This window comes from Brevundimonas sp. NIBR11 (assembly GCF_027912535.1).
Taxonomy (GTDB): Bacteria; Pseudomonadota; Alphaproteobacteria; order Caulobacterales; family Caulobacteraceae; genus Brevundimonas.
This window is the reverse complement of sequence record NZ_CP115465.1, coordinates 816,097-841,359: the sequence shown is the minus strand read 5'-3', so window position 1 is coordinate 841,359 and position 25,263 is coordinate 816,097. Positions and strand designations below refer to the sequence as shown.

16 protein-coding genes are annotated in these 25,263 nt (G+C 66.1%); 12 read left to right on the top strand and 4 right to left on the bottom strand.

The window, feature by feature from the left end; translation table 11 throughout:
• The first annotated feature begins 76 nt into the window (after positions 1–76).
• The 8 genes from O5O43_RS04000 (at position 77) to O5O43_RS03965 (ending at position 10,791) form a co-directional block, all read left to right on the top strand.
• The gene (locus tag O5O43_RS04000; RefSeq protein WP_271085630.1) at positions 77–949 is read left to right on the top strand and encodes a MurR/RpiR family transcriptional regulator; all 873 of its coding nucleotides are present in this window, start codon (positions 77–79) and stop codon (positions 947–949) included.
• A 108-nt stretch (positions 950–1,057) separates the two neighbouring features.
• A complete protein-coding gene (gene iolC / locus O5O43_RS03995) occupies positions 1,058–3,010 on the top strand; it encodes a 5-dehydro-2-deoxygluconokinase (protein WP_271085629.1) in 1,953 nt (650 codons plus the stop codon).
• Positions 3,007–4,842, top strand: coding sequence for a 3D-(3,5/4)-trihydroxycyclohexane-1,2-dione acylhydrolase (decyclizing) (gene iolD, locus O5O43_RS03990; protein ID WP_271085628.1), 1,836 nt, complete (start codon positions 3,007–3,009; stop codon positions 4,840–4,842). The genes iolC and iolD overlap by 4 nt, the downstream gene beginning before the upstream one ends.
• Positions 4,839–5,732 (top strand): myo-inosose-2 dehydratase, encoded by an 894-nt coding sequence (iolE, locus tag O5O43_RS03985; protein ID WP_271085627.1) that lies wholly within the window; start codon positions 4,839–4,841, stop codon positions 5,730–5,732. Before iolD ends, iolE begins: the two co-directional genes overlap by 4 nt.
• Positions 5,729–6,526: a 5-deoxy-glucuronate isomerase gene (gene iolB, locus O5O43_RS03980; protein WP_271086378.1), complete on the top strand. Its 798-nt coding sequence runs from the start codon at positions 5,729–5,731 to the stop codon at positions 6,524–6,526. Before iolE ends, iolB begins: the two co-directional genes overlap by 4 nt.
• An 8-nt stretch (positions 6,527–6,534) precedes the next feature.
• On the top strand, positions 6,535–8,037 hold the full coding sequence (locus O5O43_RS03975; protein WP_271085626.1) for a CoA-acylating methylmalonate-semialdehyde dehydrogenase: 1,503 nt from the start codon (positions 6,535–6,537) through the stop codon (positions 8,035–8,037).
• Between the two features lie 82 nt (positions 8,038–8,119).
• Positions 8,120–9,652 (top strand): MFS transporter, encoded by a 1,533-nt coding sequence (locus O5O43_RS03970; protein ID WP_271085625.1) that lies wholly within the window; start codon positions 8,120–8,122, stop codon positions 9,650–9,652.
• 26 nt (positions 9,653–9,678) lie between these two features.
• A complete protein-coding gene (locus O5O43_RS03965) occupies positions 9,679–10,791 on the top strand; it encodes a glycoside hydrolase family 88 protein (protein WP_271085624.1) in 1,113 nt (370 codons plus the stop codon).
• A gap of 13 nt (positions 10,792–10,804) precedes the next feature.
• On the opposite strand, the gene manD is transcribed toward O5O43_RS03965, so the two are convergent.
• The 4 genes from manD to O5O43_RS03945 all read right to left on the bottom strand — a co-directional run bounded on the left by manD (position 10,805) and on the right by O5O43_RS03945 (position 18,153).
• Positions 10,805–12,076, bottom strand: a complete 1,272-nt coding sequence (gene manD, locus O5O43_RS03960; RefSeq protein ID WP_271085623.1) for a D-mannonate dehydratase ManD — start codon at positions 12,074–12,076, stop codon at positions 10,805–10,807.
• 74 nt (positions 12,077–12,150) lie between these two features.
• A complete protein-coding gene (locus O5O43_RS03955) occupies positions 12,151–15,216 on the bottom strand; it encodes a TonB-dependent receptor (RefSeq protein WP_271085622.1) in 3,066 nt (1,021 codons plus the stop codon).
• 114 nt (positions 15,217–15,330) lie between these two features.
• The gene (locus O5O43_RS03950; RefSeq protein WP_271085621.1) at positions 15,331–16,398 is read right to left on the bottom strand and encodes an alginate lyase family protein; all 1,068 of its coding nucleotides are present in this window, start codon (positions 16,396–16,398) and stop codon (positions 15,331–15,333) included.
• A gap of 93 nt (positions 16,399–16,491) precedes the next feature.
• Entirely contained in the window at positions 16,492–18,153 is a 1,662-nt protein-coding gene (locus O5O43_RS03945; protein WP_271085620.1) for an MFS transporter, read from the bottom strand.
• 239 nt (positions 18,154–18,392) lie between these two features.
• Between O5O43_RS03945 and O5O43_RS03940 the strand changes: the two genes are divergently transcribed.
• From O5O43_RS03940 to O5O43_RS03925, 4 genes are all read left to right on the top strand, one after another.
• Positions 18,393–20,558 (top strand): TonB-dependent receptor, encoded by a 2,166-nt coding sequence (locus tag O5O43_RS03940; RefSeq protein WP_271085619.1) that lies wholly within the window; start codon positions 18,393–18,395, stop codon positions 20,556–20,558.
• Between the two features lie 93 nt (positions 20,559–20,651).
• Positions 20,652–22,250, top strand: coding sequence for an AMP-binding protein (locus tag O5O43_RS03935; protein WP_271085618.1), 1,599 nt, complete (start codon positions 20,652–20,654; stop codon positions 22,248–22,250).
• A gap of 49 nt (positions 22,251–22,299) precedes the next feature.
• Positions 22,300–23,616, top strand: a complete 1,317-nt coding sequence (locus O5O43_RS03930) for an MFS transporter (protein WP_271085617.1) — start codon at positions 22,300–22,302, stop codon at positions 23,614–23,616.
• Positions 23,613–25,262 carry a carboxylesterase family protein gene (locus O5O43_RS03925; protein WP_271085616.1) on the top strand — a complete coding sequence of 550 codons (1,650 nt, stop codon included), beginning with the start codon at positions 23,613–23,615 and terminating at the stop codon, positions 25,260–25,262. The genes O5O43_RS03930 and O5O43_RS03925 overlap by 4 nt, the downstream gene beginning before the upstream one ends.
• The last annotated feature ends 1 nt before the right edge of the window (position 25,263 follow it).

Sequence of the window (25,263 nt, the reverse complement as noted above, 5' to 3'; positions counted from 1 at the left end):
CTCTCCGACCCGGCGCGATAGTTGCGTTCCAAAAATCGAACGGATATTCCGTTTATATAACCTGAGAGGTGTCCGTATGCCGAATGCGCCGGTCGCGCCTGCCACCGCAGACGAGCTCTGCGCCGAGATCGTTCTTCGCTACGAAAGCCTCAGCAAGCGACTCAAGCAGATCGCGCGCTACATCCTCGACGAACCGAACGACATCGCCTTGGAAACCCTGGCGGTGATCGCCTCACGCTGCGACGTTCAGCCCTCGACCATCGTCCGGTTCGCCAAGAGCTTCGGCTTCGAGGGCGCCAGCCAGATGCAACGACTGTTTCGCGACGGTCTGCTCTCGAACAACATGGCCCTGGGCTATTCCGAGCGGGTTCGCCAGCTGAACGAGACGACAAGTTCGGACAAGGCCAGGCCCGCCGATCTGCTGGCTGAGTTCGTCGAAGGCAATATCCTGGCGTTGCAGAACCTGCTGCAGACCGTCAGCCGGGCCGAAATCCGCTCCGCCGTCGATCTGATCGCCAAGGCCCATACGGTGCACGTCGTCGGCTTTCGCCGCTCGTTCCCCGTCGCTTCGTACCTTGTCTACTCCCTGCTACAGGCCGGCAAGCGTGCCGTCTTCGTCGACGGCGTCGCGGGGCTGGCCATGGCCCAGGTCCAGGCCATCGGCCCGCAGGACTTGTTGATCGCCGTCAGCTACCACCCCTATGCCGGTGAGACCGTCGCCATCGTCGAGGCGGCGCGCGAGAACGGCGCCAAGGTCCTCGCTATCAGCGACAGCCTGGTCAGCCCGGTCGCCAAACCCGCCGACCTCGTGCTTCAGACCCGCGAATCGGAAGTGCGGAAATTCCGCTCCCTGTCCGCGTCCATGTGTCTCGCCCAGGCCCTGGTAATCAACTTCGCCTTCGAGGCCTCCAAAGACAAAGGCCGCCGCACACGAGCCCCGAAGGCCTGAAGTCGGAAATGGAACGAACCTTCCGAGGCCGGACTTTCTGAAACAGCTATTGCGATACCGGAGCGAATGGAATAGCTGTTTTGGACGACGGGGAGTGGTCCAGAACACATGGCCGAACAGAACAACCGATCGGAAAGCCGGCGTAGTCTGGACCTGATCACACTCGGCCGCGCCGGCATCGACCTCTATGGCGAGCAGATCGGCGGGCGGCTGGAAGACATGGCGAGTTTCGCCAAATACGTGGGCGGCAGCCCGACCAACACGGCTGTCGGCGGCGCGCGCCTTGGGCTGAACACCGCCCTGATCACCCGCGTGGGTCATGACCATTTCGGCCGCTTCCTGATCGAAGAACTGGCGCGGGAGGGCGTCGAGACCTCGGGCATGATCGTCGATCCGGACCGGCTGACAGCGCTGGCCGTGCTCGGCATCCGCGATCCCGACACCTTCCCCCTGATCTTCTTCCGCGAGAACTGCGCCGACATGGCGCTGACCGCCGACGACATCGACCCTGCCCTGATCGCTCGCTCGGGCGCCCTGCTCGTCAACGGCACCCATCTGTCGCAGCCTGGCGTGTTCGCCGCCAGCCTCAAGGCGGCCGAGCTGATGAAAGCCAAGGGCGGCCGCGTCGTCTTCGACATCGACTATCGCCCCGTCCTCTGGGGCCTGGCCTCCAAAGCCAATGGCGAGGACCGGTTCGTGGCCAGCGCCCGCGTGACCGAGGAGCTCCAGCGCGTCCTGCCCCTGTGCGACCTGATCGTCGGCACCGAGGAGGAGATCCACATTCTGGGCGGCACGACCGATACGGTCGCCGCCCTCCGCGCCATTCGCGCCCGGACGCAGGCCCTGTTGGTCTGCAAGCGCGGCGCGGACGGCTGCGTCGCATTCCCGGGGAGTGTTCCCCATTCCTTGGACGACGGCGTGGTCGGTCGCGGCTTCCCGATCGAGGTCTTCAATGTGCTCGGCGCCGGCGACGCCTTCATGGCCGGCTTCCTGCGCGGCTGGCTGCGCGATCTGCCGCTGGAGACCTGCTGCGAGTTCGCCAATGCCTGCGGAGCGCTGGTCGTCTCGCGTCACGGCTGCGCCCCGGCCATGGCCTCGTGGGACGAGCTCCAGGTCTTCCTGGCCGGGACCTGGCCGTACCGCCTGCGCGACAGCGCTGAACTGGAACAGTTGCACTGGTCGTCTAACCGCCATCTCGACCACGACGACCTCACGGTTCTCGCCATCGACCACCGCAGCCAGTTCGAGGACCTGATCACCGAACTCGGCGTCGGCGACGCCCAGGCCGTTGCTCATTTCAAGAACCTGGCGCTCCAGGCGGTCGACCGGATTGCTCAGGGTGACCGCCGCTACGGCCTTCTGCTGGACGGGCGTTTCGGCGCCCGTGCGCTCGAGACCGCCGCCGACCTGCCCTACTGGATCGGACGTCCGATCGAAGAACCGGGCTCGCGTCCCATCGCCTTCGAGGGCTCGCCTGACGTGGCCGTCACCCTGCGCGAATGGCCGACCAACCACGTCGTCAAATGTCTGGTCTTCTACCATCCCGACGACGACGCCGAGATGCGCGCGCGTCAGGACCGACAGATCCTGCGCCTGTTCGATGCCTGCCGCACGACCCGCCACGAGTTCCTGCTGGAGATCATCGCCTCCAAGCACGGGCCGGTGGGCAGTGATACGATCGCTCGCGTGATCGATCATGTTTACGGCCTCGGCGTCTATCCCGACTGGTGGAAGCTGGAACCCACCAGCGACCCCCAGGCCTGGGCCGCCAGCCAGGCCGCCGTCCTGCGCCACGATCCGCGCTGTCGGGGCATCGTCCTTCTGGGTCTGTCGGCGCCGCAGGAGGAGATCCTGGCCGGTATCGCCGCCGCCGCCCCCTTCCCGCTGGTGAAGGGCTTCGCCGTCGGCCGCACCATCTTCCAGGACGTGGCCGCCCGCTGGCTGCGTCAGGAGATCGACGACGACGGGGCGGTGGGTCAGCTGACCGCCAACCTGCGCGTCCTCGCCGACGGCTGGCGCGCCGCCCGCGACGCCAGGAACATGGCTGGGGCCGCCGCATGAGCCGCACTGTCCGCCTGACCATGGCCCAGGCCCTGACCCGCTGGATGAGCGTCCAGCAGGTCGAGGTCGATGGAACGGTCGTTCCCTATTTCGCGGGCGTCTGGGCCATCTTCGGCCACGGTAATGTCGCCGGCATGGGCGAGGCCCTGGCCGGAATCGAAGAAGTCCTCCCGACCTACCGCGCCCACAACGAACAGGGCATGGCTCACGCCGCCATCGCCTTCGCCAAGCAATCGCGCCGCCGCCGCGCCATGGCCTGCACCACCTCGATCGGGCCCGGCGCAACCAACATGATCACGGCCGCCGCCCTGGCCCATGTGAACCGTCTGCCGGTCCTGTTCCTGCCAGGCGACGTTTACGCCTCCCGCCGCCCCGACCCGGTCCTGCAACAGATCGAGGACTTCGCCGACGCGACGGTCAGCGCCAACGACGGCTTCCGTTCGGTCTCCCGCTATTTCGACCGCATCACCCGTCCGGAACAGATCCTCGACGCCATGCCCCGCGCCATGGGGATCATGACCGATCCGGCGACCTGCGGCCCCGCGACCCTGGCCCTGTGTCAGGACGTCCAGGCCGAGGCTTTCGACTACCCCGAAAGCTTCTTCGCACCTCGCGTCTGGCGCACCCGTCGCCAGCGTCCGGACCGTCAGGAACTGGCCGATCTCATCGACGCCCTGAACACGGCCAAAGCCCCGCTGATCGTCGCCGGCGGCGGCGTCCTCTATTCCGACGCGGAGGTCGTTCTCGCCGACCTCGCCGCCCGCACCGGCATTCCGGTCGCGGAAACCCAAGGCGGCAAGGGCGCTCTCGTCTGGGATCACCCGCAGGCTCTCGGCTCCATCGGCGTCACGGGGACCAGCGCCGCCAACGCCGCCGCCGAGGCCGCCGACCTGATCGTCGCCGTCGGCACGCGACTTCAGGATTTCACCACCGGCTCGCGTACCCTGTTCACGGGCAAGCGGCTGTTCCAGATCAACGTCGCCCTCCACGACGCGGGCAAGCACGACGCCCATCCGGTCGTCGGCGACGCGCGCGAGGTGCTGACCGAACTGTCCGACGCGCTCGGCGGCTGGACCGTCTCGTCGGACTGGCGTGACGCCTGTTCCAGCAACGTCGCCGAATGGAACGCCGCCTGGGACCGCGCCACCACCCCTTCCGACGCCCTGCCCTCCGACGCCCAGGTCATCGGCGCCGTCTGGCGTCAGGCCTCCGACGACGCGGTCGTCGTCTGCGCCGCGGGCGGGCTGCCTGGCGAACTGCACAAGCTGTGGCGTAGCCACCGCCCCGGCGGCTACCACGTCGAGTACGGCTTTTCCTGCATGGGTTACGAGGTCGCGGGCGGTCTCGGCGTCAAGATGGCCGACCCCTCTCGCGACGTGTTCGTCTTGGTCGGGGACGGCTCCTATCTGATGCTGAACTCAGAGCTGGCGACCTCGGTCATGCTCGGGCTCAAGATCACCGTCGTCCTGCTCGACAACCGGGGCTACGGCTGCATCAACCGGCTGCAACAGGCGACGGGCGGACGCCCCTTCAACAACCTGCTGGACGATGCGCGTCACGACGCGATGCCCGACATCGACTTCGCCGCCCATGCCCGGAGCCTGGGCGCGGCCTCGGAGAAGGTCACGGGCGTCGCCGAGCTGGAACAGGCTTTGGCCCGCGCCGCCGCCAGCGACCGATCCTACGTCATCGTCATCGACACCGATCCAATGATCACCACGCCCGAGGGCGGCTGTTGGTGGGACGTCGCCGTCCCCGAGGTCTCGGCTCGCGCCGAGGTCCAGGCCGCCCGCCGCGCCTATGAGTCCAAGCTTACCGGAGACGACCGATGACCATCCGCTGGGGGGTCAGCCCCATTGCCTGGGCCAATGACGACATGCCCGAACTGGGCGGCGACACCACGCTGGACGCCCTCCTCACCGATGTGAAGGAGATCGGCTTCGAAGGCGTCGAACTGGGCAACAAGTTTCCCCGCGACGCCGCCATCCTGAAGCCGATCATGGAAAGCTACGGCGTCGAAATCATCGGCGGCTGGTATTCCTCGAACCTTCTGGTCCGCGACGCCGACGCAGAGATCGCGGCCATGGCCGATCACATGATCCTGCTGAAGGCCATGGGTTCGACCATCTTCGTCCTGGCCGAGACCTCCAACGCGACCCACGGCGACCGCGACGGCGGACGGCTCGACACCCATCCGATCCTGACCGACGACCAGTGGGCCCTCTTCGGCGAGCGGCTGAACGCCGTCGCCGCGTATGTGAACAAGCAGGGCCTGCGCTTCGCCTACCACCACCACCTCGGCACGGCGGTCGAGACCCAGGCCGAGTTGGACCGCTTCTTCGGCGTCACGGGCGACCACGTCGGCCTGGTGCTCGACAGCGGCCACGCCACCTACGGCGGCATCGACCCGGTCGAGGTGGTCAAGACCCGTCCCGAGCGCGTCAACCATGTCCACTGCAAGGACGTCCGCACCAGCCGTCACACCCAGTTCCACGCCGATGGCCAGAGCTTCCTGAACGGCGTGGTCGGCGGCATGTTCACCACCCCCGGAGACGGCGACTACGACTTCGCCCCCCTGATGCGCGCTCTGAAGAGCATGGACTACTCCGGCTGGATCGTCATCGAGGCCGAACAGGACCCCGCGGTCGCCAACCCGCGCATCTACAACCAGGCGGGTCTCGATACCCTGAAGCGTCTCGCCGCCGAAGCGGGACTGGTCTGATGTCGCTTCTGGTCCGCCCCCATGGGCCGACGGCCGACGGCGTCGTCACCGAGGTGACGCCCGAAAGCGCGGGCTGGACCTACGTCGGCTTCCGCGTCCTGAAGCTGGCCGCCGGCCAGTCCTACAGCGGCGCCGAGGCCAGACGCGAAGCCTGCCTCGTCATCCTATCCGGCACGGTTTCGATCGAGGCCGGCGGAGAGGTCTATGCCAATCTGGGCGAACGTCGCGACGTCTTCGACGGTCCCGCGACCTCCGTCTACCTGCCCGCCGAGGCGCCCTATGCCATCACGGCCGAGAGGGACGCCGAGATTGCCGTCTGTACCGCCCCAGGTACGGGCGCGGGCGCCGTCCGCGTGCTGAGATCGGACGCGGTCGAGGTGCGCGGTCAGGGGACCAACACCCGCCATGTCAGGAACATCCTGTCGGACGCCGATGACATCGCTGAGAGCCTGCTGGTCGTCGAGGTGATCACGCCCGGCGGCAACTGGTCCTCCTATCCTCCGCACAAGCACGACCGCGACGCCGTCCCTGAAGAGACCTTGCTGGAAGAGACCTACTACCACCGGCTCTCCCCGCCCCAGGGCTTCGCCTTCCAGCGCGTCTACACAGACGCCCGCGACCTGGACGAGACCATGGCGGTCCAGGACGGCGACGTCGTTCTGGTCCCGCGCGGCTACCATCCGGTCGGCGCCCCGCACGGCTACGACCTCTATTACCTCAACGTGATGGCCGGCCCGGTTCGCAAGTGGGTCTTCCACAACGATCCCGCCCACGACTGGATCGTGCGGCGATAGGCATTCCCATGAGACAGGTTCACCACATGATCGCCGGCGACGCCGCCGGCTCCGCCTCGCGCCACGGCGAGGTCTTCAACCCCAGCGTCGGCGAGGTTCAGGCCCGCGTCAGCCTGGGCGCCGCATCCGATCTGGACCGCGCGGTCGCCGCCGCCAAGGCCGCCCAGCCCAGCTGGGCCCGCACCAATCCGCAGCGCCGCGCCCGCGTCATGTTCCGCTTCAAGGAGCTGATTGAGGCCAACATGCAGGAACTCGCCGAGCTCTTGTCCAGCGAGCACGGCAAGGTCGTCGCCGACGCCAAGGGCGACATCCAGCGCGGCCTCGAGGTGATCGAATTCTCCTGCGGCATCCCCCATGCGCTGAAGGGCGAATACACCCAAGGCGCCGGGCCCGGCATCGACGTCTATTCCATGCGCCAGCCGGTCGGCATCGGCGCGGGCATCACCCCGTTCAACTTCCCGGCCATGATCCCGATGTGGATGTTCGGCCCGGCCATCGTCTGCGGCAACGCCTTCATCCTGAAACCGTCGGAGCGCGACCCATCGGTCCCCAACCGTCTGTGCGAACTGATGCTGGAGGCCGGCCTGCCCGAAGGCATCCTACAGGTCGTCCACGGCGACAAGGAGATGGTCGACGCCATCCTCGACCACCCCTCGATCGGCGCGGTCAGCTTCGTCGGCTCCTCCGATATCGCCCAATATGTCTACGCCCGGGGCGCCGCCGCCGGTAAGCGGGTCCAGGCCATGGGCGGCGCCAAGAACCATGGCATCGTCATGCCCGACGCCGATCTGGAACAGGTCGTCGCCGACCTCTGCGGCGCCGCCTTCGGCTCGGCCGGAGAGCGTTGCATGGCCCTTCCCGTCGTCGTTCCCGTCGGCCAGTCGACCGCCGAGGCCCTGCGCGAACGCCTCGTCCCCGCCATCGAGGCCCTGCGCGTCGGCGTCTCCAATGATGCGGAGGCTCACTACGGCCCCGTCGTCACCGCCATCCACAAGAAGCGCATCGAAGGCTGGATCCAGACCGGCGTCGATGAAGGCGCCGAACTGGTGATCGACGGCCGGAACTTCACTCTCCAGGGCCACGAGAACGGCTTCTTCGTCGGTCCCTCCCTGTTCGACCACGTCACCCCGACGATGGAGTCCTACAAGGAAGAGATCTTCGGTCCGGTCTTACAGATAGTCCGCGCCCCGGACTTCGAGAGCGCCCTCGCCCTCGCCGACGACCATCAGTACGGCAACGGCGTCGCCATCTTCACCCGCAACGGCCACGCGGCGCGCGAGTTCGCCGCCCGCGTCCAGGTCGGGATGGTGGGGATCAACGTCCCCATTCCGGTGCCGGTCGCCTATCACTCCTTCGGCGGGTGGAAGCGGTCGGGCTTCGGCGACCACAACCAGCACGGCATGGAGGGCGTCCGCTTCTGGACCCGAATGAAGACCGTGACCCAGCGCTGGCCCGATGGGCTGGCTGAGGGCGACCTCGCCGACGCCTTCGTGATCCCGACCATGAGCTGAGCGTGACGCGCGGCACGCCCCATCGCCGCGCAGCCGAAGAACGACTTCCCCGGCATCGACCGGGGCAGCAGGAGGACCGCCCGTGACCGACCCCATCGCCGCAACGCCCGCGATGCCGACGCACCCGACCCGTCCGGTGCGCTGGTACAATATGGCTGCCTACGGGCTGAACGACGTCCTGGGCGGCGGGTCCATGACCGTCATTGGCACCTGGATCCTGTTCTTTTACACCACCTTCTGCGGCCTCTCGGTCGCGCAAGCGACGATGATCTTCGGCGTGGCGCGCATCATCGACGCGGTGGTCAGCCCCGTGATCGGCCACATCTCCGACAACCTCGGCCGGGGGTGGCTGGCCCGAACCTTTGGGCGGCGGCGCTTCTTCATCCTGGCGGCGATCCCGCTGCTGCCCAGCTTCGCCTTCATGTGGGTGCCGGGCCAGACCTTCTGGTACTACCTGATCACCTACGTCCTGTTCGAGATGGTCTATGCGATGGAGATCATCCCGTACGAGACCCTCGCCTCGGAGATGGCCACCGACTACAAGACCAAGGCCCAGATGGCCGGCGCGCGCATCCTGTGCGGCCAGCTGGCCTCCGCCGGCGCGGCCTTCCTGCCGGGCTGGCTGATCACCCAGCTGGGTCCCGACGATCCCAACACCTACCTCTACATGGGCATCGTCTTCGCGGGCCTGTTCATGCTGGTCGCCGGCCTGCTCTACGCCTTCAGCTGGGAGCGGCAGCGCCCGCCCGAGCTGGAAGAAGCCGAGCTGCGCGCCCGTCCCAGCCTCCTGACCCACATGGGCGCCCTCTACCGCAACCTGTTCTCGACCCTGCGCATCCGGGCCTTCCGCCTGCACCTGGGCATGTATCTGGGCGGTTATATCAGCCAGGACATCTACAACGCCGCCTTCACCTATTTCGTCGTCTTCGCCCTCAGCGGATCGGCGGCCATCGTTGCGGGCCTCGTCGGCGTGACCTCACTGGTGCAGTTGGTCTCGGTCGTGCTGGCCATAAACTTCGCCATCCGCCTGTCGCCGGCAGCCGCCTACCGGTTCGCGGCCCTCTGCTTCGGCGTCGGGGTGGTGATCTTCATCGGCATGTATTTCGCCGGCTACAACGCCGCCTCGGTACTGCTCTGGCTGCCGGTCGTGGTCGCCGGCCTCGGTCGCGGCGCCCTCTACTATGTGCCCTGGGCGACTTACAACTACATGGCCGACGTGGATGAGATCGTCACCGGCCGCCGTCGCGAAGGCGCCTTCGCCGGGGTCATGACCTTCGTCCGCAAGATGAGCCAGGCCGGCGCCGTTATGCTGGTCGGTCAGGTGATGCAGGCCGCCGGATTCGTCTCCGGCGCCGACATCCAGAGCCCCCAGGCCATCACCGCCATCGTCGCGGTCCTCGGCCTCGGCACCCTGACGGTCCTCGTCTTCGGCGTCTTGGTCTCGACCCGATTCAAGCTGAACCCCGAAACCCATGCGATCCTGCTGGAGGAGATCGAGCACTTCCGCTCCGGCGAACGCACCCCGTCCGATCCGAACCACCAGCAGATCGTCGAGGATTTGTCGGGCTGGAAGTACGATCGCCTGTGGGGCGCCAACCCCGTCGCCCGCCGCTGACCGCCCGACCTGTTCAGGAGTAACCCATGGCCGCCCTCACCCATCAGGTCCCTCGCGCCCAGGTCACCGACGCCATCGCCCGGCTGATCGACAACCTAATCAACATCAAGGACGAGACCGGCGAGTTCCTGATGACGCTGGAAGACGGCCGCGTCATCGACACCAAGGGCTGGAACGACTGGGAATGGACCCATGGCGTGGGCCTGTTCGGCCTTTGGCGGCTCTATGAACAGACGGGCGACGCCGAGGCGTTCCGGGTCATGACCCAGTGGTTCGAGGACCGGTTCGCCATCGGCACCCCGACCAAGAACATCAACACCATGTCGCCGATGCTGGCCCTCGCCTACCTCTACGAGGACACGGGGGAGCCCTCCTACCGGCCGTATCTGGAAGCCTGGGCCGAATATCTGATGGCCGACGACGGCCTGCCGAAGACGGAGGAAGGCGGCTTCCAGCACATCACCTACGACACGGTGAACTACCAGCAGCTGTGGGACGACACCCTGATGATGTCGGTCCTGCCGCTGGCCAAAATCGGCCTGCTGCTCGACCGCCCCGACTATGTCGAGGAGGCCAAGCGCCAGTATCTGCTGCACATCAAATACCTGACCGATCGCCAGACCGGCCTGTGGTACCACGGCTGGACCTTCGACGGCCGCCACCACTTCGCCGGGGCCCTTTGGGCGCGCGGGAATTGTTGGGTCACCATCGCCATCCCTGAGTTCATCGAGATGCTGGACCTCCAGCCCGGCGACGCCCTCCGCACCTTCCTGATCGACGCCCTTGAACAGCAGGTCGCGACCCTCGCCAAGCATCAGGACGACAGCGGCCTTTGGCATACCCTGCTGGTCGATCCGTCCAGCTATCTGGAGGCCTCGGCGACCGCGGGCTTCGCCTACGGCATCCTGAAGTCCGTGCGAAAAGGCTATTTGCCGCGCCAGTACGAGGCCGTCGGCCTGAAGGCGGTGCAGGCCGTGCTTGACAACATCGCCCCGTCCGGTGAGCTGCAACAGGTCAGCTTCGGCACCGCGATGGGTCGGGACATGCAGTTCTACAAGGACATCCCGGTGACATCGATGCCCTACGGCCAGGCCCTGGCCATCGTCGCCCTGACCGAGTTCCTGCGCACCTATCTCTGAAGTCGACGAGGCCTCACCAGTAGAAGGCCGTACCGTCCTCGAGCCGGTTCACCGGCAGATAGGCGCGCTTGTAGGGGAAGGTCGCGGCAAGCGTTTCGTCGAGCTCCACCCCCAGACCCGGCGCATCGCCGGGGTGCATCATCCCCTCGGAGAAGGTGTAGGCGTGCGGGAACACGGCGTCCGTCTCGGCCGTATGACGCATGTATTCCTGCAGCCCGAAGTTCGACACCGACAGGCCGAAATGGAGCGCCGCCGCCATCGTCACCGGCGACAGGTCGGTCGCCCCGTGACACCCGGTCTTCACGTGATGGATCTCGGCAAGGGTCGCGATCTTGCGCAGATGGCTGATCCCGCCCGCGTGGACCACGGTGGCCCGGATATAATCGATCAGCCCTTCCTCGATCAGGGTCTTGCACGACCAGATCGAGGAGAAGATTTCGCCCACCGCCAGCGGCGTGGTCGTGTGCGCACGGATGGTGCGGAAGGCGGCTTGATTGTCGGCCGGCACCGCGTCCTCCAGCCAGAACAGGCGGTATGGCTCCAAGTCATTACCCAGCCGCCCGGCCTGGATCGGCGTCAGCCGATGATGCACGTCGTGCAACAGCTCGACGTCCCAGCCCAAGGCGTCTCGGGCCGCGGCGAACAGGTCCGGCACGCTCTTCATGTAGCGCGAGGTCGACCAGAGGTTTTCGGTCGGCAGGGTCCCGTCCGCCGGCTCGTAGAACATCTTGTCCTTGGACACCCCGTAAGTGCTGCCGAGCCCGGGCACGCCGGACTGGAGGCGCACAGCCTTGTAGCCCATGGCGACGTATTTCCGGGCCTCGGCGATGGTGTCCTCGATCGTCTCGCCATTGGCGTGGCCATAGACGGTCACCCCGCTCCGGCTCGCACCGCCGAGAAGCTGATACAGGGGCAGGCCCGCCAGCTTGGCCTTGATGTCCCAAAGGGCCACATCGACCGCTGCCAGCGCCGTCATGTCCACCGGGCCGCCGCGCCAGTAAGCGCCCCTGTGGAGCGTGTTCCAACTGTCCTCGATCCGGTGCGCGTCGCGGCCGATCAGCAAGGGCGCGATATGCTCTTCAAGATAGGCGACGACCGCCTGTTCTCGCCCGTTCAGCGTCGCGTCTCCCAGACCCGTGACGCCGCTTTCAGTGGTGATCTTCAGAGTGACGAAATTGCGCCCCGGGCAGGTGATGATGACCTGGACCTTCGCGATAGGCTCCAAACTGGGCGAATGCCCTGTGAGGCCGGCCTTTAGATCGGTCGTTCGGTCGTGGAAATTCATCAGCTAGTCCGGGAGGAAAAAGATGGAGGACGACCAAGGCCGCCCTCCATGCCCAGTTTCGGGGAGTATCGTCGTCAGAATGTGGCGCGAAGCGTCAGCTGGTAGGTTCGTCCGTCATAGTCGATCCGGCGCGGCAGCATCGGGTCGGACTGGTATTCCGACCGCGTCGCATCCGTCAGGTTGAAGGCGTCCGCCGAAATTGTGATCCGGTCGTTGACGTTGTAGGACGCCGACGCATCGAGCTGGGACCGCGACTTCACCGTGCGGGCGTCGCCGACGAAGCTGTTGCCGGCGGCCAGATCGTAGTCTCCACGCCAGTTCCAGGTCAGGCGGATGCCGAAGTCGTCGGTCTCATAGTAGCCGATCAGGTTGACGTTCTTGCGCGACACGCTGGGCAGGGTGATCGGGACGCCGGCGCCCGTCGTGCCCTCGATATCGATGTAGGTGAAGTTGGCCGCGCCGCCGAAGTGCGACAGCCAGCCTGGCAGGAAGTCGAGGTTCTGCTGCACCGCCAGTTCGGCGCCACGCACCGTGATCGGGTCCTGGTTGGTGCTGCCGCTGGCCTGCACCTGCACGCCGGCGGCGGTCAGGCAGTTGGTGCCGGAAATCGTCAGCGGGCCCAGGCCGAAATCGACGCCGTTGATCAGGCCGTTCGACGGGCACAGCCGGGTCGGATCGACGATCGGCCCGATATAGCCCTCCACATCCTTCTGATACAGGGACACGGCGAACACCCCGCCCGGCCGGTTGTACCATTCCAGCGCAAGGTCGTAGGCGTCGGAGGTATAGGGCGACAGGTTGGTCGCACCGATAGTGATCGTATAGGGCGAGTTCACGACCGCCGGGTCCGGCGTCAGCACCGAGGTGATCGGCACGTTGTCGCGCGGCTGGGGCCGGACATAGGTCCTGTAGTAGGCGGCGCGCAGGACCAGATCGTCCGTCAGGTCGATCTTGGCCATCGCCGACGGCAGCCAGTAATCGTTGTCGCTGCCGTAGGTGCGCTCGGTGACGAAGTGGTTCACCGCGCCGGCCGCGGTCGCGCGCACCGACGAGCACCCCTGGCAGTCCAGAGCGACGATTGAGGTGTCCAACTTCTCGTAGCGCAGCCCGACGTTGCCCTGCGCCCGGAAGCCGAACACCTCGGTGTCGAACTTCGCCATGCCGTAGGCGGAGAAGGTGTCGTTGGAATTTGTGAAGTTATTGTTCCAGTAGTTCGGATCCCAATAGTTGTTCACCAGACCATAGGTGGTCAGGAACACCCCGGTCGACGGGTCCAGGAGGAACTGGTTGGTCAGACCGTTCGGGTTGGCGGCGGTCCGCAGGGCGGTGTTCACCGGCGTGATGGCGGCCAGGACCTGGCGTACGTTCACATTGCGCCAGTTGGAGGTGTAGCCCCCCGCCTCGCCCCCGAAGAAATCGCCGGCGTAGGGATTCACCTCGGAGATCGACTGGGTCAGCCCTGCCAGATTGATGCCCATGGCGCTGTTGCGCGAACCCGTGGAGGCGAAGGACGCGGATTCGAAGCGAAGCCCGCCCGTCAGCGACGTCAGGATCGGCCCGTTCAGCGTCCGCGTCAGGTCGAACTGAACGGCGTCAAGTTCCGTCAGGGCTCGGCCATTCGTACCCGTGACACCAAAACGGTCGCCCGCCACCGTCGCGAGTTGTCCCGGCATGACCGCGCTGACCTGGGTCACCGAGTTGGCCGCCACGGGTATGGTGTAGCCGCTGACAGGGATATGGGTCGCGTTCGGCGTGTTCAGCAGGATCCGGAACCGGGACAGGTCGTTCCCGCCCGTAAAGACCGACGACGTGATGCCGTTCAGACCTGCCGGCCCCAGATTGCGATAGGCGTTCTGGACGATGTCGAGTTCGATCTGGTCCGATCGCGCCTCGGCGCGCGAAATCGTGCCCTCCAGCGTGGCCTGCCAGTCGTCGTTCTCGAAGGTCACCGTCGGATTGACGGCCCAGACCCGCTGGGTCACCGGTTCGGAGCGGATGGAGTCGAAGGTCTGGGCGTTCTCGGAGGTGAAGGTGTTGATGTAGGCCCGCCCGTCGGCTGCGACATAGGGCGTGCCCAAGCTGGTGAAGTGAGTGACGGCCGAGGTCGCGTTCAGAGCGGTGTTGGTGTTCTGGCCCGCGCCGTTCTCGATGTAGAGAAGGTGGTTCGTGCCCTCGTCCAGCTGGCGCTTGGTGTAGAAGCTGGTCAGGCCGAAGCGCACCTGGTCGGTCGCTTGCCATTCGAACCCGCCGGCGCCGGTGAAGACGTCGCCTCGGTTCTGGCGCACGAATTGGCGCATCTGGCTGGGGTAGTAGACCCCGCCCGGGTTGGCCGCGATCAGGGCGTCATAGATCGGGTTAGCGCCCGGCGCGGCCTGGTTGCCCACCTGGATCGAGCCGAGGCGATTGGCCCAGCTGTTGACCGTGATCGAGTCGCGGCGGAAGTTTTCTTCCTTGAAGGCCAAGGTCCCGAAGACCGCGAAGTCTTCGCTGAGATGGGTGTTGTAAGCCACCGTGTAGGACGGCGACCCCTGGCTTCCCAGGTCGTTGTATTCGTACGCCGCTTTTACGAAACCGCCGTCGCGACGTGACAGGGCCGGCGCGATCCTGAGGTCGATAATGCCGGACAGGCCGCCGGCGACGTTCGAGGCGTCGGGCGACTTGATGATGGTGATCCCGGAGAAAATGTCGGAGTTGAACGCGCCCAGCGGCGTCGATCCCATGTTGGTCGAGGTCGACAGGATCGGATCGGCGAACCCGGAGCCGTTCAGTGTCGTGCGCGCAAAGGAACCCGGCAGGCCGCGCAGGCTGATCGTGGCGTTGCGGCTGTCGGCTTCGCGGTTGATCTGCACCCCCGGCAGCCGCTGGATCGCCTCGCCGACGTTCAGGTCGGGGAACCGTCCTAGACCATCAGATGAGATCGAATCCGTGATCTGATCCGAGTTGCGTTTGGTCGCTAGGGCGCTGGCATAGGCCCCGCGGAACCCGGTGACGACGACTTCGTCCAGCGTGTCGTCCTGAGCCTCGGTTTGAGACGATGTCGCGGCCGACGTCTGCGCTGCGGCGACGCCGGCGCAGAGGATGGAGCCGCCCAGCGCGAACGCGCTCGCCGCGCCCAGAAGGAGCGTCCGTTGTCTGATCATGTTTCCAACCCCACGCCGTTCTCGATCGACGGCTGAGCTGCACCGTACGACGTTCTCCCAATTGGTCAAGCCACTTTTAAAATTGGCCTGCCATCTCTGGCTAGGCGACCGCCGCTAGCGAACGCTCGCTTCGCGATACAGGCGTATCCAGGGAGCCGGACGTCGATCGGTGGCTGCAAGGAGATCGTCCAGCGCCGGGGCGTAGCGTTCGTCGAGAAGGGTCGCGAGCGCCAAGGTGTTTACGGCCCGCTCCGGTCGCCAGGGCCCCGCATACTCCGTTTGTCCCGCCGCCAGACGCTGGGCGTCGAACGCGATCCGCGAATGGACGAACTCCTCGTGGGTCTTGATCCCTTGCACAAAGGGCATAAGCCAGTCGATGACGGAGGGTACGGCGGTCCCGGACGCATTCTTCCAGTCGAACCAGTCCAGGCCATGCTCCTGAGCCGCCAGGCCCGCCATCATCATCGGATCGACGTTGTAGAGCACGTAATGGATGGCATCGCGTTCGTGGAAGTCGAACACCGTCCCGTCGGCCAGGATGTTGCCGGCCACATGTTTCTGATAATCCTCGAAGGTTCGCTCGATCAGGCGGGGATCGCCGAGTTGGAATGCAGCCAGCGAGGCGATCTTGATCCGATGACTCTGCCAGTTGGTGTAGAAATGACGGGGCGCTCCGTCCATGGCGTCGAGATACCCCTCGGCCAGATCGCGCAGGAAAGCGTTCACCGATGCCTGAGTTTCCGGCGTCAGATCCGCCTCGGTCAGGTCGTACGCCAGGATCATGGCGTCAAAATTGGTCTCGTCGATGGGATTGAGGGACACCAGGTAAGTCCGCGCCCAGGCCCGCAGGAATCGGTCGGCCGCGGCTAGGTATCTCGGCTCGCCCGTGATGCGGTAGGCGAGCGCCAAATCCAGCATGGCCGGCAGGTCGCGCCGCGCGATCAGGCTTTCGTCACGTACGCCCTGCCCAGGGAGCGTGCCCTCGGTGTGCACGACCGGCAGCGGGCCTGGCGTCCGCATGAGCGCGGCATCAGCTCTCGCGATCGTCGCCCTGCCTTCTTCGGAGGTGGCCGCCGACGTGAGAGCCGCAGCCATGCGAGGGCTGAAGATCGCATAGTCCTGAGCTTGCGCCGGAATGGCGAACAGCAGGATCAGCGTCAGAATGGCGATACCGGTTTTCACGATGGGGCTCCGGCACAGAAAACGACCGCCTAGAGTTATTTTGGCCTGACCAATCCGTCAATCGCCCTTACCCTAGGATGCTGTCGCTGGCTATTACACGTGTCCGGTCGGGTCGTTGACCGAGAACTCACGCGCTTCAGCCGCTCGCGCCCACGGCAGCACGCTTGGCTGACGCTCGATCATGCGGTGCACGCGGATTGGTTCGCGCTCATCCTGGAGCTGATGCAGCAGATCGATGTTGGCCATGTCGGCCCGGGTGCGTCGGGTATTGTGCCGCACATAGTCCAGCCAGGTCGCGACATGATACCGCTCCACCCACAGGTTGGGCTCTCCGAGATCGCGCATCAGACGCCACCCATGCGCGCCGTCCCGACGGCGGATGCGGCGGCGTTCCGACATGGCGGTCAGAAAGGCGACGGTCCGATCCTCCGCGATCCGGTACTCGACCGTGACGACGATGGGTCCGCTTCGGGGTTCGATCGGCACGCTGGTCTCCGGTTCCTTGAACCGATCCAGCGGGTCGAGGTCCAGCGCCTCAGCGTTGGGAAGTGGCAGCAAGAACCCCAGCCCTGCCGCGGCGAGCTGGAGCCCGCCTGCGATCATGAGGCCGGCGGCGGCTCCATGGCTATCGGCGAGCCAGCCGAACAAGGCGCTGCCCCCAGCCATGCCGCCGAAGACCGCCATCTGATAAATCGACAGCGTCCGCGCAACGACCCAGCGCGGCGAAGACAGTTGAACGGAGACATTGAAGGTCGAGAGGGCCAGAACCCAACCCGCTCCGGCAAGGCCGAGCGCCGGCAGGGTCACGACGACAGACGGACTGATCGCCGAGACGCCGACCCCGACCGCCAGCGCCACGCCGGAGGCCTGAACGATCACCTCGTTTGACAGAAAGGCCCGCAGCCGGTTGCGACCGAAAGCGCCGGCGACAGCCCCGACGCCGAATGCGCCGAGCAGCAGGCCGTAGACCAGCGCCCCGCCGTCCACGATGTCTCGCGCGATCAACGGCATCAACGCGGGAGCGGCGCTGGCGCCGACGCCGAACGCCGTCGCTCGGATCAGAACGATTTTCAGGTTCGGCGACATGGCCACATAACGGAGCCCGGCCTCGATCGCGACCGCCAGACGTTCGGGCGGCAAGAGGCGTGGCGATGGCGACTGCTTCCACCCCGCCAGCACCGCGATCAGCCCGATGTAGCTGAGGGCGTTGACCGCGAAAGCCGTCGCCGCACCCGTGGCCGCCACGATCACGCCGCCGATGGCCGGGCCGAGACTACGGGCGATGTTGAATCCCATGCTGTTCATGGCCACTGCCGCCGGCAGGGCCGGTCGCGGCACCATGTCTCCGACCGAGGCCTGCCAGGCCGGATTCTTCAGCGATGTGCCGCACCCGATCAGGAAGGTGAAGCCCAGCAATAGCCATGGCGTCAGCACGCCCAGCGCGGCGCAGATCGCCAGAGCCAGCGAAACCGCCAGCATGAAGATCTGTGCAACCAGCATGATCACACGCCGATCATGGCTGTCTGCGAGCGCCCCGGCTGGAAGCGACAGCAGAACAAGCGGCAAGGCGGTGGCGGTCTGGACGAGGGCGATCAACTGGGACGAAGCGCCGAGCGCGGTCATCATCCAGGCGGCGCCGACGGTCTGGATCAGGCCGCCGAAATTCGAGGCGAGATTGGCGATCCAGATCGACCGGAAAATGCCGGACCTCCAAGGCGAGGCTGTCGCCTCCTGCGTGCCCGTCGCCTGCATCATTCTCCGCATGCACCGCCGGCCACGACTACCTCACGCCTTTGAGCATCTGAGAACAGCCTATCGAGGTTCGCCGCATTTGTCTCGCCGCCCCGCTCCGGACGTGCGCCGCTGAGAGGTCCAGGCCATCGCAAGCAATAATGTTCACTCTCGCGAGAGTTAACATTGACGCACGCTCTGATCGGTGAGAGCTTCGTCAAACGGCGTCGTCAGAACGTCGACGATTTGGGGAAGGAAACATCGTGACACGTAGCATCTGGCTGACCACGTCCGCCGTCGCCCTGCTGTGGGCCGGCATGGCCCAGGCTCAGGACCAACAACCCGCCCGCGACTCGCAGGACGAGGCCCAGCTGGAAGAGGTCGTCGTGACGGCCGAGCGCCGCACCTCGAACCTGCAGACCACCGCCGTCGCCGCGACAGTGCTCAGTGGCCAGGATCTTCAGAACCGCGGCGTGACCTCGCTGAACCAACTGCAGTTCGCCGCCCCGTCGACGACGGTCCAGGACTTCGGCCAGGGCAACTTCTTCAACGTTCGGGGCATCGGCAAGTCGGAAGCCACCACGGCCATCGGCGTGGGCGTGATCACCTATCGCGACGGCGTCGCCGCCTTTCCCGCCTACTTTCAGACCGAGCCCTACTACGACATCGCCAGCCTTGAGCTGCTGCGCGGCCCGCAGGGGACTTTCGCCGGCGCCAACGCCACGGGCGGCGCGGTCTTCATCACCGCGCGCAACCCCGACTTCAACAGCATCAACGGCTACGCCGCCGCCCAGCTCGGCAACTACGATCAGGTGAAGGTCCAGGGTGCCATCAACTTCCCGCTCTCGGACACCTTGGCCGTCCGCCTCGCCGGCAATCACGAGACGCGCGGCAGCTTCCACGAGATCACCGGCCCCTATCGCGGCAATCCGGGCGAGGTCGATTCCAACAGCGTCCGCGCCAGCGTGCTCTGGACGCCGACCCCGGAACTGCGTGTTCTGTTCAAGACCGACTACAACAACATCAATTTGGGCGGCTATCCGGCCGACCCCGTGCTGGCGACCAACGATCCGTTCAAGATCACTGCCAACGGTCCCAACGAGGCGCACGACGAGTTCGTCCGCTCGTCGCTGAACATCAGCTATGCCTTCGACAACGGCGTGACCTTACGCTCCATCACCGGCTATCAGAACGGCGTGTCGCGGTTCTCGACCGACCTGGACGGCACGTCGGTAGGGAACAACACCTTCTACGACCAGCTGGACGAGGAAGTCTTCTCCCAGGAGTTCAACCTGATCTCGCCGGATCAGCAGCGTCTGACCTGGCTCCTGGGCCTCTACTACCAGAATGACATGGCCACCTTCCCGGCCAAGACCTTCCCGACGGCCGAATATCGCATCGGCTTCCCCGAGAACGTCGTCGACATCTACCTTTGGGGCGACACGCCCAAGGAGACGGCGGCCGTCTTCGGCCAGGTCAGCTACGACCTTTCCGATCGCCTCCAGGTCCAGGTTGGCGCGCGCTACGCCCACACCACGGTGACCAACGACGACGTCTATACGACCTATCCCCAGTTCGGGATCGTCCTGTTCCAGGATCAGGAACTGGAAGATGAGAAGCTGACCGGCAAGCTGACGCTGAACTGGAAGCTCGACGACAACAACTTCGTTTACGGCTTCATCGCCACCGGCCACAAGACGGGCGGGCTGAACGCTCCCAACCTATACCAGCCGGCGCAGACGTTCGGATCGGAAGACCTGATCGATTACGAATTGGGCTGGAAGTCGACGATGGCGGACGGCCGCATCCGCACCCAGGTCGGCGCCTACTACACCGTCTACAACGACTTCCAGGTCAACATCGGCGACCCGCAGTATCCGCAGATCAGCCGGGTCCAGAACGTCCAGGGCGATACGGTCCTGATGGGCCTGGAAGGATCGGCCCAGGCCTTCTTCGGCCCGCTGTCCCTCAACGTGGCGGCGTCGGTTTCGAGCTCGGAGCTGGGCGACTTCTTCGGCGCCGATCCGCGCCTCGGCCGGACGGGCGTCTGCAATCCCATCACGGGGCCCGCCAGCGCCAACTGCCGCAACATCTCCGGCAATCGCCAGAGCTATGCGCCGGAGTTCACCTTCAACGTCGGCGTCCAGTACGCCTTCGACCTGGGCGGCGGCGCCAGCCTGACCCCTCGCATCGACTATGCGCACATCGGCGAGGCCTACACCTCGATCTTCAACAACGCGGCCTTGGGCGACCTTCTGCAAGAGCGTGACATCGTCAACGCCACGGTCACCTTCGCCAAGGACGACTGGATCCTGTCCGCCTTCTCAACGAACCTGACGGACCAGACCTATATCGCGGCCGTCAACTCGGGCCTGCGCTATGCCGGTCCTCCACGCCAATACGGCGTGGTCCTGACCAAGACCTTCTAGCCGGAGCAACCTCGGGGCGGCGGCTCGCCGTCGCCCCGACCTTTTCCCCTGCGTCGCTCCAGGACCTGTAGTCGCCTTGCGCCCTTTCAAGACATGATCCGCCCCTCCTTCGAACCGATGCAGGACTACGCCCTGACCGTCGATCGCTTCCTCGATCACGGCGCGAAATGGCATGGCCGCGCGCGGGTGGTCACCTCTGGGGCGGCCAACGCCGACAGCATCATCGACTATGCGACGCTACGCGAGCGCGCCAACCGTCTGTCCGGCGCCCTGCTCGATCTCGGGCTGGTCCCTGGCGACCGGATCGCCACCCTCGCCTGGAACACCCAGCACCATGTCGAGACCTGGTACGGAGCCATGGGCGTCGGCCTTGTCTGTCACACCCTGAACCCCAGACTGACGCTGGCGCAGCTGGCCGCGATGATCGTTCAGGCGGAAGATCGCGTCCTCGCCGTCGGTCTGGGCCTCGCAGATATGGGGCGAGCCCTCATGGCTGCCTGCCCCTGTCTGGAGCGGCTCATCCTGCTGGATGACCAGGATCGCCAGTCTTCTATGGGCGAGTCCTTTGACGAATTTGCGTTTGAGGATCTGCTGGCGACCAGGGGGCGGCCCGTGGTCTGGGGCGATTTCGACGAGCGTTCGCTGGCGGGCCTCTGCTTCACGTCCGGAACGACCGGCGCACCCAAGGGCGTGGCCTACACCCATCGGTCCAACTACCTTCACACCATCCGTTCTCTGCAGGGCGACGCCATGGCTCTGACCGCCGAGGATGCCGTTCTCGTCGCCGTGCCCATGTTCCACGCCAGCGCCTGGGGCCTGCCGTTCGCGGCGCCGGCGGTCGGCGCGAGGCTCGTCCTTCCCGGTCGCGACCTCGACGGCGCGACCCTGCTGAGGCTGATCAACGACCACGGTGTTACGGTCGCGGTCGGTGTTCCCACGGTCTGGATCGGCCTGCTCGATCATATGGACGCGACCGGCGCCGAGACCCCGAGCGTGAAACGCATCATGATCGGCGGATCCAGCTGCCCGGAGAGCCTGATCCGGCGGATGGAGGAGCGGTTCGGCGCGACCGTCCAGGCGAGCTGGGGAATGACGGAGCTCTCACCGCAAGGCGTGATCTCCGCCCCCTCGCATAAGCCGATGGCCGCACGCGGCGCGGGTCGGCCACCGATGGGTGTCGATCTTCTGCTCACCGACGAGGCGGGCGATCCGCTGCCCGACCAGCGCAACACGGTCGGACGCCTGAAGGTCAAGGGCCACAGCGTGGTGCGACAGTACTACGGAGCGGAAGACTCCGTTCTGGACGCCGACGGCTGGTTCGATACCGGCGACCTGGCCAGCATCGACGACGACGGCAACCTGCATCTCGCCGGCCGCTCAAAGGATCTGATCAAGTCGGGCGGCGAATGGATCAATCCCGTCGAGATCGAGGAGATCGTCGGCGCCCTGCCTGCGATCGCGCTCGTCGCGGTCATCGGCGCCAACCATCCCAGATGGGGCGAGCGTCCCGTGATGATCGTCGAGCCGGCCCAGGGTCAGACCGTCGACGACGCCGACCTCGTCGCCAGCCTGAAGGGTCGAATCGCCGACTGGTGGCTGCCCGACCGCATCATCCAGATTCCGGCCATGCCTCTGGCGGCGACGGGCAAGATCAACAAGACTGAACTCAGAACGACCTACGGCGGCGCATAACCCGAAAACGGGAACGTCGAAGACAAGCCAGTCTCCCGGGAGGAGCACCATGACCGACACCCCCGCCCAAGATGCGGCACGCGCTCAGCCCGTCCGGAAAGGCGCCTGGGTCGCCCTCGGCATGCTGTGGTTCGTCTATGTGCTAAACTTCCTCGACCGCCAGCTCCTTTCCATCCTGGCCAAACCGATCCAGGACGCCCTGCATATCAGCGATAGCCAGCTCGGCCTGCTGGGCGGTCTCTATTTCGCATTCTTCTACTGCTTCATCGCCATCCCGGTCGGCTGGCTGGCGGACCGCACCAACCGGGTGTGGGTCGTCTCGGTCGCGTGCGGAATCTGGAGCGCGGCCACGATCGCCTGCGGCCTGTCGCGGAACTTCGGTCAGTTGGCCGCAGCGCGCATGACGGTCGGGTTTGGCGAGGCCGGAGGCGTACCGCCGTCGTACGCGATCATCACCGATTACTTCCCGCCGGGCCGGCGCGGCATGGCTCTGGGCATCTTCAATCTGGGGCCGCCGGTCGGTGCGGCGCTGGGCATCGCGTTCGGCGCCTCGGTCGCTGCTGCCTTCAGCTGGCGTGACGCCTTCATCGCCATCGGCGTGATCGGCCTTCTGGTCGCCCTGATCACGCCGTTTGTGGTCAAGGAGCCCCGGCGGGGCGGGCTGGACGCTTCCAGCGCCGCCACCTCAGCGACCGCCCCTGCGAAGCCGCCTTTCTGGGGAACGGCGAAGATGTTCTTCTCGAACCCCGTCCTTGTACTCGCGGCTCTGGGCAGCGGGGTGACCCAGATCGTTACCTATGGCCTGGGCAATTTCGCCGTGCTGTTCCTGATGCGCGAGAAGGGCATGCAACTGAGCGACGTCGCCGTCTGGTACGCGCTCGTCGTGGCCATTGGCATGGGAGGCGGGATATTCGCGTCCGGCTTCCTGATCGACCGCTACGCCAAGGTCACGCGCAAGGCCTACGCCCTGCTGCCGGCCATCTCCCTGTCGCTGTGCCTGCCGCTCTACATCGCCTTCGTCTGGGCGCCGACCTGGCCGCTTGCGCTGCTGCTCATGCTGGGGCCGAACTTCCTCAACTACTTCTACCTGTCGTCCTCCGTAGCGCTGGTGCAGGAAGAGGTGCGACCCAACCAACGCGTCATGTCCGGGGCGCTGCTGCTGCTCGTGATGAACTTCATCGGCATGGGCGTGGGTCCGACCTACGTCGGCGCCGCCAGCGATTATTTCCACGCCGCCCATCCGGAAAACTCGCTGCAGATCGCGCTCTATACCCTGATCCCGGTCTACCTCGTCGCCATCGCCCTGTTCTTCGCGCTGGCGCGGGTGCTGGGCAGAACGACCTCGCGTGTCGGAGGCCAGGCATGAGACCGTTTCTGCTCGGGGCCGGCCTTGTCGCCTTTCTGGCGGCCTGCGCGTCCATGCCGGAAGCTGCGGCGCCGGGGCAAGGCCCCGTCGTTCAAGCCGCCGCAGGTCCGGTCGAAGGCGTCCGCGAGGGCGACGTCTCGGTCTTTCGAGGCATCCCCTATGCCCAACCCCCGGTGGGATTGAACCGCTGGCGGCCGCCTCTGCCGATGGAGCCTTGGACACGAGTGCGGCGCGCCGTCGACTTCGGCCCCGCCTGTATCCAGCCGACCCCGCGCGTTTCGACCATCTATTCGCAGGACCTTGGGTCTACGAGTGAGAACTGCCTATCGCTCAACGTCTGGTCGCCGAATACGGCCGGCAAGGCCCCGGTCATCGTCTGGATCCATGGCGGATCCCTGGTCGCCGGATCGTCAAAGGAGCCGATGTACGATGGCGCTACCCTGGCGGAAGAAGGCGTGGTGGTCGTCTCGATCAACTACCGCCTCGGCGTCCTGGGCTATCTGGCGCACCCGGGACTGAGCCGGGAATCTCCCACCCGCACCTCCGGCAACTACGGGGTCATGGATCAGATCGCCGCCCTGGAGTGGGTCCAGCGAAACATCGCGGCGTTCGGCGGCGACCCCGACAACGTCACCGTTGCGGGCGAGTCCGCCGGCGGCCTCAGCATCCTGTATCTGCTCACCGCGCCCGGCGCGCGTGGCCTGTTCGACAAGGCCATCGCCCAGAGCTCCTACTTCATGTCGATGTCCGCGCTGCGCGACAGCGTCCACGGCGCGCCCTCGGCGGAACAGCGCGGCGCGGCGATCGCGTCCGCCCTGCAGGCCGCCGACGTCGCTGCGCTGCGAAACATGGACCCGCAGACCCTGACCGACGGCGCGGCCCTGGCCGGCTTCTTCCCGGCCGGGATCATCGATGGGGTCGTGCTGCGCGAAGAGATGCTCGACGTCTTCAATCGCGGCGAACAGGCTCCGGTGCCGATCCTGGCCGGGTTCAACAGCGGCGAGATCCGCTCGTTGCGCGTTCTTGCCCCAGCCGCTCCGGCCAGCGCCGGCGCCTACGACCAAGCGATCCGCGAGCGCTACGGCGATCTGGCCGACGAGTATCTGCGGCTCTATCCGGCAGCGACGATGGACGAGAGCATCCTGGCCAGCACGCGCGACGCCTTCTATGGCTGGACGGCCGAGCGGCTTACGCGGTCACAGGCCGCCATCGGCCAGCCGTCCTACCTCTACATGTTCGACCACGGCTATCCGGCCATGGACGAGGCGGGGCTGCACGCCTTCCATGCGTCGGAACTGCCCTATCTGTTCGGCACACTGAGGACGACGCCGCCGAACTGGCCCGTTATCCCGGATACGGCCGTCGAGACCCGTATCTCGGACGCCATGATCGACTACTGGACCAGCTTCGCCCGTTCCGGTCGGCCGCAGAGCGACCACGGCCCGGCCTGGTCGGCGTTCGGCGCCGCCGGTGGTCCATTCATGGCCTTCCGGGATGTTCCGGTGCTGGAGCGCGACCTGCATCCGGGCGCCTTCGCCGTCCACGAGAGCGCGGTCTGTCGCAAGCGCGTGGCGGGTAATCTGGGCTGGTACTGGAACGTCGGGCTCAACTCGCCGGTTCTGCCGCCCTCGGCTGCCTGCCCCTGAC